The sequence below is a fragment of the Kordia sp. E genome (genome assembly GCF_056033805.1).
Map to the genome: position 1 here is coordinate 209140 of NZ_JBRASR010000006.1, position 13827 is coordinate 222966.

9 protein-coding genes are annotated in these 13827 nt (G+C 32.9%); 6 read left to right on the plus strand and 3 right to left on the minus strand.

What is annotated here, in order from left to right; genetic code table 11:
• Nucleotides 1-234 precede the first annotated feature (234 nt).
• From ACUUYC_RS22935 to ACUUYC_RS22945, 3 genes are read right to left on the minus strand one after another with little or no spacing between them, the layout of a single operon-like run.
• Nucleotides 235-2880, minus strand: a complete 2646-nt coding sequence (locus ACUUYC_RS22935) for a TonB-dependent receptor plug domain-containing protein (protein WP_474269745.1) — start codon at nt 2878-2880, stop codon at nt 235-237.
• 48 nt (nt 2881-2928) lie between these two features.
• Nucleotides 2929-3834, minus strand: coding sequence for a FecR family protein (locus tag ACUUYC_RS22940; protein WP_474269747.1), 906 nt, complete (start codon nt 3832-3834; stop codon nt 2929-2931).
• Nucleotides 3835-3881: 47 nt separating this feature from the next.
• Entirely contained in the window at nt 3882-4403 is a 522-nt protein-coding gene (locus ACUUYC_RS22945; RefSeq protein WP_474269749.1) for an RNA polymerase sigma factor, read from the minus strand.
• 117 nt (nt 4404-4520) lie between these two features.
• Here ACUUYC_RS22945 and ACUUYC_RS22950 point away from each other — a divergent pair, with 117 nt between their 5' ends.
• The 6 genes from ACUUYC_RS22950 to ACUUYC_RS22975 all read left to right on the plus strand — a co-directional run bounded on the left by ACUUYC_RS22950 (nt 4521) and on the right by ACUUYC_RS22975 (nt 13784).
• On the plus strand, nt 4521-4946 hold the full coding sequence (locus ACUUYC_RS22950) for a thioredoxin family protein (RefSeq protein WP_474269750.1): 426 nt from the start codon (nt 4521-4523) through the stop codon (nt 4944-4946).
• Nucleotides 4947-4949: 3 nt separating this feature from the next.
• Entirely contained in the window at nt 4950-5927 is a 978-nt protein-coding gene (locus ACUUYC_RS22955; RefSeq protein WP_474269751.1) for an FAD:protein FMN transferase, read from the plus strand.
• A gap of 4 nt (nt 5928-5931) precedes the next feature.
• Nucleotides 5932-6144, plus strand: a complete 213-nt coding sequence (locus tag ACUUYC_RS22960) for a DUF4266 domain-containing protein (protein WP_474269753.1) — start codon at nt 5932-5934, stop codon at nt 6142-6144.
• The gene (locus ACUUYC_RS22965; protein ID WP_474269755.1) at nt 6086-7603 is read left to right on the plus strand and encodes a DUF3570 domain-containing protein; all 1518 of its coding nucleotides are present in this window, start codon (nt 6086-6088) and stop codon (nt 7601-7603) included. Before ACUUYC_RS22960 ends, ACUUYC_RS22965 begins: the two co-directional genes overlap by 59 nt.
• 88 nt (nt 7604-7691) lie before the next feature.
• Nucleotides 7692-9563, plus strand: a complete 1872-nt coding sequence (locus ACUUYC_RS22970) for a hypothetical protein (protein WP_474269756.1) — start codon at nt 7692-7694, stop codon at nt 9561-9563.
• Between the two features lie 705 nt (nt 9564-10268).
• Entirely contained in the window at nt 10269-13784 is a 3516-nt protein-coding gene (locus ACUUYC_RS22975) for a C1q-like domain-containing protein (RefSeq protein WP_474269758.1), read from the plus strand.
• The last annotated feature ends 43 nt before the right edge of the window (nt 13785-13827 follow it).

Sequence of the window (13827 nt, forward strand, 5' to 3'; positions counted from 1 at the left end):
TTTTAAAACATTGAAATTCAGCTTTTATTTTCATTTTCTTTGTTCGCCCAAAGAAAAGAAACAAAAGAAATGGCGCTTTTCCAGAGGTTTTTTTTAGTTTTTTTATGAAAAACTAAAACCGTATGAATTTTTCTAAATTTTTCCCAAGGCTTCAAAAATTTTTAACGAAAAATCCCTACTAAACTGCGGAAAAGAAAAACACTCTTAGACTTTATATATAACTGACTTTGTTAATTAAAAAAAGATTTTAAAAGAAATATTCGGCGTTAAGCCTAATGAAAATCGTTGAATTACTTGTTCTAAAATCACTTCCAATTCTTCTGGAGTTGATCCAGTAGTTCCTTCAACGGGAATTCCTCCATCATCTAAAGGTTTCCGTTCTGCTTTATACGTTAAACTTAAAGGTTTTACTCTATTGTATAAATTTAGGATAGAAATTCCAGCTTGTGCACGTAGTTTTTTAATGTTGAAATCATACAAAATAGAAGCATCTAAACGGTGAAAATCGGGCAATCGCTCACTATTGATAAGACCAAAATTGACAACACCTGCATTTTCTCCATCAGCATCAATTTTAATATCATAACTATTAACTGGCGTCACAGGTTTTCCTGATCGAATTTGCCAACCAAGTGAGAATTGCCAATTGTCAACTTTTAAAGTGTTCGAAATTCGAAATGCATGTGTAATGTCATTATTTCCTGGGAATTTAGCGCTATTTCCTTCTAAATTTGGAAACTCAAATGTAATATCATTAAAGGTATAACCTGCCCAAATTTTATAATTATTCCATTTGTATTTTAATAACACATCAAGTCCTTTTATAGTACTTTCACCTTCTTCTAAGTTTTCTAACGGATTACTAAAACCATTCGTAAACGTTGTCAAACCTTCCAATTCTTTATAATACGCGTCAATATCAATATTTAGATTTTTATGGCTGTATAAAATCCCTCCAGAAATTTGATTACTTGATAATAAAGGATATTGATTGTCATCCGATAAACGCCACAAATTGTTTTCCAAACGCAATTCTGTATGATTGAATTCTATCAATTGCGAAATAGGTTGGTTTCTACGTTCAATTGCTGTTTTCACACGAAAACGATCATTCAAAGGATACTCAAAATTAATGCGAGGTTCTACCAAAAAACGGTTTACTGAATTGTAATGTACAAATCGTACACCAGCATTGATAAAGGCTTTGTTTTTAAAACTCAACGTATACTCTCCAAAAAATGCATTTTTTAAATTGCTATCACTTTGTCCAGAATCTTCTAGTTCATTGTCTAATGGTTTCTCTTTTCTAATAATGACATCCAAATCAGTATAGGAAAGTTGATAACCAGCTGTCAATTTTTGTGAATCAGTTAATTGTCTTGTCAAAGATAAATTAGCACCAATATCTACAATATCATTTTGACGTGTACTAATTTCTTCCAAGTCAAGAATTCCATTACCCGTTTCATCTTTTAGTTCTTTATTTTGATAGAAAGAATTGTATTCGGAAAAATATACTGTTAGTTTTTCTTGTTGTTTCTCGCTGGTTGTATGTTTCCATTCAAAACTCAATCCTTTGTTTTTGGTAATGAGTGAATCAATCAATAATTCATTACCGCCAGTAAAATCAAAATCCAAATGATTTCGTGTGTATAATGCCCCAACAGAAAGTGTATTTTTTTCATTTGGTTTTAGTACCAATTTTGTGCTAACATCTATAAAAGTAAAATCATTATTGCTTGTTTCAGGACTATAATCATCATCCGTTTCCAATTCTAAAACATTTCCATTAATATCGCTGGCAACACCAAAATTGGTGAAAATTTTATCTGCATAACTATCATAGGTTGGCGTTTTCCATACATCAGGATATGAACGTCTGGCAAATACATACAAGGCAGTTTTCTCAGATAAAGGTGTTTTTACAAATCCATTAACAGCCAAACCATCAATTTCAAATCCGCCATTGGTTTTCTCAGGAATTTCTTCTCCACTAGAAATATCAATAATTCCTGAAATACGATCTCCATAACTTGCGCTTGTTCCCGATCGAAAAATTGTTGCTCTTTGTGTCGCAAATGGATTAAATAAAGAGAACATTCCATAAAAATGTCCCGTATTATATAATTTAATATTATCGTATAAAATCAAATTTTGATCAGGTGAGCCACCTCTAATTTGAATTCCCGTAGCAGATTCATCTAAAGTAGAAATCCCAGGAATTAATTGAATACTTTGGGAAATATCAGCGTTTAATAAACCTGGTAAAATCCCTAATCTTTTCGTGTTGACTGAAATTGAACCATCTTGATTTCGGTCAATTCCATTAATTATATATCCAGAAATAATTACTGCTTCAAGCGATTCAGTTCTTTGTGTTAAGTAGATTGGCAAGCAATTTTCACTTCCATTAAATTGTTTTGATTCATAGCCAAAACTAGTAACTTTATACGTATTCGATGTTGTTTTATCAATAGCAAAAAAACCATTTACATTTGTAGAAACTTGATGGTTTTCATCACCCGTGATTGTTACAAATGGAATTGGCATTCGTGTAGTCGCGTCTAAAATATAACCACAAACTTTATTTGTGACTTGCTTTGGTGTGATAATGATTTGCGCATTGGAAAGTTTTTCAAATTGCAAACCAGTTTGTGCTTCTAAAATGATCAATAATTCCGATAATTCAATTTGAGAAACATTGAGTGTAATCAACTTATCTTGAATCAAATCATTTGCATACGAAAATGTAAGATTGTATTCTTTTTCTACATGTTGAATTACTTGTAGGAGCGGTGTGTTTTGGTAGGTATAATCTTTGTTTTGAGCACTTGAGAAAGCAACTACAAAAAACAAAAATAGAGCACAAAGCTGTTTCATAAACTATGATCTTAAGGCATACAAATATAGGGCTTAAAATGAATTACGCTATTCTGAAAGTACGATAACTTTATCGTTTTGTATATATTTTATGCCCATAGGAAGTAATGTTGTTTTTAAAGCATTGTTTACATCTGTGTGATAAAAGTTCCCTGAAAACAGACGACTCGTATCAACATTTTTAGTTTCAAAAGTCACATCAAAGTATAATGATAATTCTTTTAAAACTTCAGATAATGGTTGTTCTGAAAATGTAGAAACACCTTTTTTCCATGCTGGTAATTTTTCTATAAAAGTAGCTTCTTTCAATGTATTTTTATCAATTGAAACCTCCATGCCTTGAGTTAAAATGTATGAGCTATTTGTCGTATTATTTTGAACAAATTTAACTTTTCCTTCATAGCATTTCAACTCAAAATCAGTTCTATCTTTAATATTGAATTCAGTTCCTAAAACACTCACAATTCCTTTAGAAGTTGCTACACTAAAATCGTCTCCTTTAGTAATTGTAAAATACGCTTCTCCTGTTAACTCTACATTTTTATTAGATGACCAAAAGAAACGTTTGTGAGACAAACTTGAATTAGCATTTAAATTTACGATAGAACCATCTGCCAAAGTAATTGTTTCCGATTCGCCAATTCCTGTAGTATAGGTTTTAGAAGATGTTAGCAAAATTCCTGTAGAAAAAATAACAATTGCTGCAACAGAAATAGCTCGCCATAGAGTAATTACTTTACTCTTTTTGGGTTTGGATGCGAGTTTATCTTTTACAGTTTGTAATGCGCCTTCTACATCAATATTTGGACCGTCTAAAAGCTGTGCTTCTCTGTTAATAATATCAAACTGTTTAAAAGCATCCGTTTTCTCAAAAGCAATACGTTCTTCCTCAGAAAGTTCACCTGCTATCCATCGTCCTAAAAATGAATCATCTGAATCGTAATTTTTCATCATATACTTAGTTTCTTATTAACTAGACATTTAAAAAAGCATGTACCCTATTAAATTTTAATTTCTTTTCCTAAAATGGCACGTAACTCTTTTAATGCTTTGCTCATTCTGCGTTCGATGGCTTTTACTGTTAAGCCAGTAATTTCAGCAATCTCTCTATATGTTTTGTTTTCTATTCTGCTCATTAAAAAAACTTCTCTTTCTTTTGGATTGAGTGTTTTAATGGCTTCTTTTAGTTTGACTCTGAACTCTTCTACTTCAATCAAAAAATCAGGACTTTCATGATCGGTGTTTTCTATAACTGTCTTTTGATGCTTCAAAACTACCTTTTCGTGCGCTACTTCATTTAAAAATGAATTCGTACTTGCGGTATATATATATGATTTAGCTTTTGAAAAAGTAATGGTAGCACACAACTTCCAGAGTTTAATAAAAACATTCTGAACAATGTCTTCGGCACGTTGTAAGTTTCCACACTTATAATAAATGTACTTCGTAGCGGGTTCGTAAAACTTACGAAACAGCTCGTTATAATTTTTTTCCTCGCAAATAGAAGGTTCGTTTTTCGACATTTAATTTAAGTATGGAGATCAAAAATAGGCAAACTCTCAAAAAATATACAAATAAAATAGGGTGTATTCTTTTTTTTATGTCTTAACAATAAGAGTCAACTATAAATTTTGATCTATATGAATAAACTGATGTACATATTATTGCTTTTTAGTTCAGTTAGTTTTGGGCAAGAATGGAATACCAATTTTGAAACTGCAAAAACTGAGGCAGCGACTAAAAATCAACATATTATTTTGGTCTTTTCTGGTTCTGATTGGTGTGCGCCTTGTATGAAGTTAGAGCGTGAAATTTGGGATTCAGAAGCGTTTAAATCGTATGCAAAAGAAAACTACACTTTGTTAAAAGCAGATTTCCCTCGACGTAAAAAGAATAAATTAACCAAAGCACTACAAGCACAAAACGAGCAATTGGCAGAAACATACAACTCTAACGGATACTTTCCTTTAGTTGTAGTATTGGACAAATCTGGAAAACAGTTGAGACAATTGGGGTATCAAAAAACGACTCCTGAAGCGTATATAAAATTATTAAATGCTTTTTAAATCATGCTAAAATCATTTTTTACATATTTCTTATTTATAAGCTTTTTTATAACAACCGCGCAAGAAACACACAAGCGAACACTCAAACTGATGGGAAGTCGTTTTGAAATTACAGTTATTGCCAACTCTTCAAAAGAAGCTAATAATTATATCAATTTTGCTGTTACCGAAATTACTCGGATTGAAAAATTAATTTCTTCATGGGATCAAAATTCACAAACATCGCTCATCAATAAAAATGCAGGAATACAAGCTGTAAAAGTTGATACAGAATTGTTTCAGTTAATCCAAAGAGCAATTCAAATTTCAAAACTAACCAATGGAGCTTTTGATATAAGTTATGCTTCTATGGATCGCATTTGGAAGTTTGATGGTAGCATGACCGAAATGCCTTCTGCGGAAGCAATCAAAAAATCTGTAGCAAAGGTTGGTTACAGAAATATCATCCTCAATCAAAAAGATCAAACTGTTTTTCTAAAACACAAAGGAATGAAAATTGGCTTTGGTGGAATAGGAAAAGGGTATGCAGCTGACAAGGCAAAAGCTTTATTAAAAGAAAAAGGTGTTGTTGCTGGAATTATAAATGCTTCTGGTGATTTAAACACTTGGGGAAAACAACAAGACAAACAAAATTGGAAAGTAGCTATAAAAAACCCTCTAAATAAGAACAAAGTTTTTGCTTTGCTTCCTATCAATGAATCTGCGGTTGTCACTTCTGGGAATTATGAAAAATATGTAAAGTTTAACGATAAACGATACACACATATTATTGACCCTAGAACTGGATATCCAAGCAGTGGAATTGTAAGTGTAAGTGTCTTTGCTCCAAGCGCTGAACTTGCAGACGCTATGGCTACTTCCATTTTTGTAACAGGAAAAGATGTTGGATTACATACGGTAAACCAACTGGAAAATATAGAATGCATCATTGTAGATGATACAGGAAAAATACACTATTCAAACAAAATTAAAATAGAATAAATATATGAACAGATTCCTTTTTTTAGTCCTGTCTTTATTGCTATTAAACACTTCGTGTGTAGCAGTAAAAGAATATCAAAAAGTAAACATCAATGATCCTGATATGAAACTTTCATCTTCAGGAATTGAGCGTTTTGAAACAAATTTTCAAGTCTATCGTGAAGCAGCTTCAGGAGCAAACGGAGGAAAATCAGGAGGTGGTTGTGGTTGTAACTAAAACAAAAATCGTAAGTGCATTGCTATTCCTTAGCGCATCGTGTTTACTAGCGCAAACTAAAGTTAAAGACACTTTAAATGTCTACAAAAAACGAGTGCTAGAAACAACAGAAGTTGATTTTCTAATGAGTTATTATACACAAGATGGAAACAATGCTTCAGTAACTGGAGGAATTGGAAATGAACGATTAACAGACATTACTCCAACGTTTATAGTAGCAATTCCATTAAATGCGGATGATGTATTAACCATTGACGCAGGAATTTCTGCATACACATCTGCTTCATCAAGTAATTTAGATCCTTTTGATGCTTCGGGCGCTTCTGGAAATGGTGAAAATGATGATGACGATGATGGAAACGGAACTACAAACGGAACAAGTGGAAGCCCGTGGATTACTTCTTCTGGAGCTTCCGCAGGTGATGTTTGGGGAGGAATTAATGCTAGTTATAGTCATACATCTGATGATAGAAATAGTATTTGGAGTGGAAATGTAAACTTTGCCGCCGAATATGATTATGTATCTATTGGATTTGGTGGAGGTTTTACCAAATTATTCAATCAAAAAAATACCGAATTTGGTGTAAAAGCACAAATATATCTAGATACATGGAATCCTAAGTATCCAACGGAGTTAGATTCTTATAACGAAGCAAATCAAAACTTAAACAATGGTTTTTTCGCTAACATTGATATCTTAAATCAAGATGGAAATATAATTGACAAAAATGGTCCTGTAGTTTGGGCACCACATAATACAACGTTGATTCAAGATAAAGGAAGAAATACGTATTCACTGTCGTTCAATTTTTCTCAAATCATAAACAAAAGAGCTCAATTTTCACTGTTCTTTGATGTTGTACAGCAGCAAGGTTGGTTGGCAAATCCGATGCAACGTGTTTATTTTGCAGATAAAGCAAATTACTATGTTGGAAACGCGGCGAGTATTTCAAATTATAATTCGCCAGAAAACACAGATGTTTTTCACTTAGCTGATGACATTGAACGCTTACCTGATACGCGATTCAAGCTTCCTTTTGGTGGACGATTTAATTATTACGTAAACGAAAATATATCATTACGAACTTATTATCGCTATTATTTTGACAATTGGGGAATCAACTCACATACGGCAAACATTGAAGTGCCAATCAAATTAGGTTCAGGTAAGTTTACACTATATCCAAACTATCGTTTTTACAATCAAACAGCAGCCGATTATTTTGGCGCGTATGAAACACATCTTTCAACTTCCGAATTCTATACTTCTGATTATGATTTATCAAAATTCAATAGTCATCAATATGGTTTAGGATTAAAATATACAGATGTATTTGCAAAATTTAAAATATTCAATATTGGATTAAAATCATTCGATATACGTTATAATTACTATGATAGAAGTACTGGCTTGAACGCAAATATTATTTCGACAAGTTTTAAGTTTATTTTGGATTAGTATACAAAATTTTAGTTTTTCGATTATTAACAGATATCAAGATCATTTCTAATACGATTTGATCTTGATTATCTACTTTTTTTAAAACATGGAAAAAAAATATACCTATAACAGAACACTTACAGTTTTATGTTTTCTAATTGCAGTAAATTTAATAATATTTACTAGCAGAGCACAAACTAAAATTGATACGTTATTTCAAAAAATAGAAACGTCGGAATCACTCGAAAAGCTTGCACTATTAGATACGCTTACGCGTCAAATGATTCGAGAAAATCATGCTGATCAAACAAAATATCTTCACGAATATGTCGATTTAGCCAACGAGCTACAAGAATTTGATAAAATGGCTTCTAAATCAAGGTTCTTGATTCAGCAATTTATTCAAAAAGGCGAAACAGAGAAAGCTTTCAATTATATTGATAAAATGCTCTCATATAAAGAACATTTCAAAAAAAAGAGCTCAGAAGCACATTTACTTTTAAAAAGAGGAGGCGTATATTTTTCCGAATTAAATTATAAAAAAGCAATAATAGACTTCAATAGTGCTGCTCCTTTATTTTTAGCAGCCAATGATTCTATTTTTGCTGCAGATGCGTATTTTTTCTTAGGGCAGTCAAACTCGAATATTGGTGATTTTGTAACTGCAATTGATAAGCTTGAGAAAGCTCATGAACTATATGAAAAACTTAAAGACATTGCTTACATGCAACATGTTGCTATGGAACTTAATTCTATGTATAAACAAAACGGGTTAAAGGAAATAGCAAATCAAAAAGTAAAAAAAATTATACAGATAGCGAAAGAGAAGAAAATGATTGACTTGCTTTCTTTTCTATATGTAAATCAGGCATTTGAAAAGATGAATCATACTGATGAGTATGCTTTTGCAAAAAAGTATATAGATTCCGCCAAAATAATTGCTCCTCAAATTAAAGATATTGTCGTTAAGGATAAATGTACATATGAGTTACAGGCATTAACATTATTATATTTTTTAAAAACACAACAAATAGACTCCATAGACCTTCATTTTGATAAACTTATCGAATTAGAAAAAGGTATTGGGCACAAGATAGTTCTATCACAAATGACTTTTGTAAAATCACTATATTATAAAACGAAAGGTGATTATAAAACTGCTTTACAACTATCAAAAAAGTATGAAAAATGGACTTCTCAAAATAAAAAAATAAATTTCAATCAACTATCTGCTCAAAAATCGTTAGCTGATTTATATCAAGAAATGGGGAATTATAAAGAAGCTTCCAATTACTTCAAAACGTATATAAAATCTAAAGATTCAATTAATAAAGTTACCTCAAAAAATGCATTTGTATATCATCAAACTCGTTTTGAGACACAACAAAAAGAGAAAGAGATCATTAGGCAGAAATCTCAAATACAACAACTAGAAGCAGCTGAGTTACTAAACAAGTCTAAACGAAATACATTGCTTATTTTATTATTTTCAATTGCATTAATAGGTATTGGAATTTGGTGGTATGGGAAAACTAAAAGAAGACAATTGCGCAGTGAATTAGAGAATAATAAATTAGAATTAAAAGTATTTACAACAGAACTCATTCGGAAAGGATCCGAACATGAAAAACTTGAAAAAGAATACAAAGACTTAAGTACTCGATTAGAAGAAGAAGACAACTTAAACTATTTGGAGGAATTATCAACAACCAAAATTTTAACAAAAGATGATTGGGTATTATTTAAAGAAAAATTTAACTCTGTACATCCTTTATTTTTTACAAGAATAAAAAAATACAAGCTTACAGAGTCTGAAAAACGCTTGCTAGCATTAGAAAAATTAAACCTCAATAATACCGATATTTCTTCAATTTTAGGAATTGCAGGAAAAAGTGTGGTTGTCACACGGTATCGATTACGTAAAAAACTTAGTATTCCAAAAGACATTAGCATTGCAGACCATCTAGAATTGACTTAAAAACCAGCATTTATGGAATTGTATACGTTTTTGTATATCTAAAAAAAACCTCTTAAATGATTGTATTTTTCATATTTGCCCCAACAGTAAAGAACATCAAACTATAACTAATATAATTTCAAATGGAGTAAAATATATCAATAAGTAATAAGGATTGTTGTAGTTTAATTTATGGTATATTAAAATAATAAATCCTTAACAACAGTATTGCATATAAAATTCACAAGAAAAATTAGTTGTATTAAACGCTTATTTTTTGAAGAGGAGATAAGTGTTTTTATAAAGGCTCTCAAGTGTAAAAACTTGGGAGTTTTTTTATGTAAAAGAGTAGATTTGTTTTGGAGCTATTCCAGCTATTCGCTATATCTTTTTTGTTTCGTGTCTACACAAAAAAGGATGCCACTTCTATCTGGGCTAAAAAAAAAGTCGTTCACAAAACAACAATCTTCAAAATAAATAGAAGTAATTCATTGATATTTTCAATAATCTAGTAATCAGCAGTTTAAAATCTGATTAATTCTATTTGTATACTTTTTTGTATAGGTGTAAAAAGTGTTTTAGTCTAGGTATTTACTCAAATTTGCGGAGATGAGAAATGAATGTCAAATCAAAAAAAATAAAGCATACTAAAAAAATAGGGTGCATCATTTTTTTACTGTCATAAAAGTATACAAGTAAAATAATTAAAAACATAAACCTACTGTAATGAAAAAAATTATCCTCTTCGCTATTGCTTTATTATTTAGTATAATAAGCTATGCACAATCATTTAATTACCAAGCAGTCGTTAGAGACGCTTCTAACAATCCTATCGTAAATCAATCAATAGGAGTACAAGTAACTTTAGCAAGAGCTGGAGCAAACATCTTTCAGGAAACACATACGGTGACTTCCAATGCTAATGGAGTTATAACATTAGCCGTTGGTACAGGAACGCCAACATTAAGTACGTTTCCTGCAATCAATTGGAGTACACAAGATTTTGTGATGGATATCGCTGTAGATACTACTGGCGGAACGAGCTATACTTCTTTAGGAACAAACGTATTACGCCAAGTGCCTTATGCAATGTATGCCGCATCTTCACCAAGTTCTAATTTCTTCTTTAAAGCTGGTACAACTGTTTCCAATGTTGACTCAAATGCTCCTGCAGGAACATTAAGTGATGACTTTGTATTTGGAAGTTTTCAGTTAGATGATAATGGATTTAATAGTGTATACAATGCAAGAATGTTTTATGATAAAAGTAAAAGAGCATTTCGTGCTGGTTTTACGTTTGGAGATGCATGGAATGAAGATAAAATAGGAGATTATTCTGTTGGTCTTGGAGAAGGCGGAATAGCGAGTGGAAGCAACTCGTTCTCTATGGGACGAAATGCCAATGCAACAGGAGCATATTCTATTGCTTTCGGATTAAATGCTGGAGGATTTGCAGATTATGGAAAAGGATTTGGGTTAAATGCACGTGCATTTGGACAACACTCAACTGCCATGGGGAGACAATTAATAGCAAACTCTTTAGCAGAAACGCAAATAGGACAATACAGTACGTTTGTTTCAGGTTCAGCTGATACTTGGGTGGCAACCGATCGTTTATTCGTAATTGGTAATGGACAAGAAGATATAAACTTAGCTTTAAACAGTGACGCTTTAGTCATGTTAAAAAATGGTAACACAACCTTAAATGGACAATTAACTATTGATGGAGATAATCAAGGTTCGGGAGCTTCTTTTACATTACCTGCACAAGATGGTACAGCCAATCAAATAATGTCTACTGATGGTTCAGGAAATGTAACTTGGGTATCACCTGCGGCTGCGGCTATTCCTAACGGTGGAAACAATGGAGAAGTGTTAAGTACAGACGGTTCAGGAGTATTATCATGGATTACTAAAGATGATGCGGATGCGGATCCAACTAATGAAATTGAATTGCCAACACAAACAGGAGAAGACGGTAAATTTTTAAGAACTGATGGTACTGCCGTAAGTTGGCAAGATGTACCAAATGAATTGCCTACAGGAGGAACTACTGGTCAAGTATTAAGTACAGATGGTTCTGGTGTTTACAGTTGGGCAGACCAACCAGCAACTCCTGCTTTCAGTACAACAAATGATATTACGAGTAATGGAAATGAAGCGTATGGTACAAATGACTTCATCTTTGGAGCGCCAACAAACGTAACAGGATTTGATGTTGATGCCGCTAATAGAATATTTTTCGACAAAAATAAAGCAGCATTTAGAGTAGGAAGAGATATTGGTTTACAAGATGCTTTTGGCGATGTAAATGTAGGGGCATATTCAGCAGCTTTTGGAATCAATCCGAAGGCAGCTGGTGAAAACTCGTTTGCAGCAGGATTTTTACCAAACGCATCAGGTCGTAACTCCGTTGCAATGGGGAATACAGTAATTGCATCTGGAGGATCTTCTGTTGCTATTGGGCAAGAAAATACCGCTTCTGGTGCATATTCAGTAGCATTAGGTGTAGCTACTACAGCAGAAACTTACGGACAGATGTCTGTAGGATATTTTAATACGAGTGTTACAGGAAATGCTGGTGCTCCAGTAGCTACCAATCGTTTATTTGTGATTGGAAATGGTACGTCAGACATCAACGGAATCAATAGATCGGATGCATTAGTCGTACTAAAAAGCGGAAATACAACCTTAAATGGAGAGTTAACCATTGACGGAGATAATCAAGGTATGGGAACTTCATACACATTACCAGCACAAGATGGTACTGCAAATCAAGTAATGACTACCGATGGTTCTGGAATTGTTTCCTGGACAGATGCTTCATCTGGAGGAACAACACTACCAGCTGGCGGAACAAATGGACAAATTTTAAGTACAGATGGTTCAGGAGTATACACTTGGATAACAGATGCTGTCGATGATGCAGATGCCGATCCAACAAATGAAATAGAATTACCAACAGGTGGAACTGATGGACAAGTACTAAAAACAGATGGTTCAGGAAACTATGCTTGGATAGATGCTTCTTCAAGTTCAGATTCTGATTGGTTAAAAACAGATGGAACAGTTTCGTCATCAATTAATGATGATATTTATTCAAATGGTAGTATAGGAGTAGGGACTACAACCATAAATGATAAAATTCATATTAAATCTGGTGGTGCTGGAACAAGAATTCGAACAGAAAATGAAACTAATGGCTATGCTGGATTATTAGCAAAAAACAATTTAAGAGAAATTTTTATTGGTGTACAAGGTAGTCTTGATCTAACGCCTGGTCAGTTTCATATTTACGACAACACTGCTGGCTTACAAAGAATGCAAATTAATTCGCAAGGGATCTTTGAATTTAATGGGCAAATTAAAATTGATGGAGACAACACAGGTTCTGGTGCTTCATATACCTTACCAGCACAAGATGGTACTGCAAACCAAATACTAACTACTGATGGTTCAGGAACTGTTTCTTGGGCAATGATGTCTTCAGGATTGCCTTCTGGCGGAACTAACGGACAAGTATTAACTACTGATGGAACAAATGCAAGCTGGACAACACTAACAGATAATGTAGATGACGCTGATAACGATCCAACAAACGAAATTGAACTTCCAACACAATCAGGACAATCAGGAAAAGTATTATCAACAGACGGATCATCTCCTTCATGGGTAGATGCGCCAACAGAACTTCCAGCTGGAGGAACTAGCGGACAAGTATTAAAAAGTGATGGATCTGGAGGAAGTGCTTGGTCTAGTGATGTAGAAGCTACAAGTGTAAAGGTGTCCAACTTACCAGCCTTCAATGTAACAGCTAACGGAACATCATATACTTCTGTTGGAGAAAAGGAAGTAGGCGATTGGAACAGTACACACAATACTGATCTTTTTAATGATGGGAGTCACTTAAACCTAACAAATGGACGTTTTACAGCACCAGTAGATGGATTATATTTCTTTTCTGCACAAGTACGTATTGACGGATTAAACGAACCATCAGGTTCTAATTACTCTCGATTAATGATCGTAAAAAATGGAGATAAGAAAAGTTTTAGAAACGGTTTGCACTCTATCAGAAACGCAGATGCAGGAACTGCAAACTATGATACACAACATGTAAGCGGGATTTTAAAATTAACAGCAGGAGACTATGTATCTGTCTTTGTAGAAACAACAGGTGATGCAAACTTTACAGTACAAGTAGAATCAGGTTTCAATGGATATTTAGTAAACAAATTATAAGAATTTAAAAGGATATAAAAAACAAATCATATATAGAAACCTT

Coding starts and splice junctions, on each gene's coding strand:
- ACUUYC_RS22935 (WP_474269745.1), bottom strand. CDS start 2,880: ATGAAACAGCTTTGTGCTCTATTTTTGTTTTTTGTAGTTGCTTTCTCA.
- ACUUYC_RS22940 (WP_474269747.1), bottom strand. CDS start 3,834: ATGATGAAAAATTACGATTCAGATGATTCATTTTTAGGACGATGGATA.
- ACUUYC_RS22945 (WP_474269749.1), bottom strand. CDS start 4,403: ATGTCGAAAAACGAACCTTCTATTTGCGAGGAAAAAAATTATAACGAG.
- ACUUYC_RS22950 (WP_474269750.1), top strand. CDS start 4,521: ATGAATAAACTGATGTACATATTATTGCTTTTTAGTTCAGTTAGTTTT.
- ACUUYC_RS22955 (WP_474269751.1), top strand. CDS start 4,950: ATGCTAAAATCATTTTTTACATATTTCTTATTTATAAGCTTTTTTATA.
- ACUUYC_RS22960 (WP_474269753.1), top strand. CDS start 5,932: ATGAACAGATTCCTTTTTTTAGTCCTGTCTTTATTGCTATTAAACACT.
- ACUUYC_RS22970 (WP_474269756.1), top strand. CDS start 7,692: ATGGAAAAAAAATATACCTATAACAGAACACTTACAGTTTTATGTTTT.
- ACUUYC_RS22975 (WP_474269758.1), top strand. CDS start 10,269: ATGAAAAAAATTATCCTCTTCGCTATTGCTTTATTATTTAGTATAATA.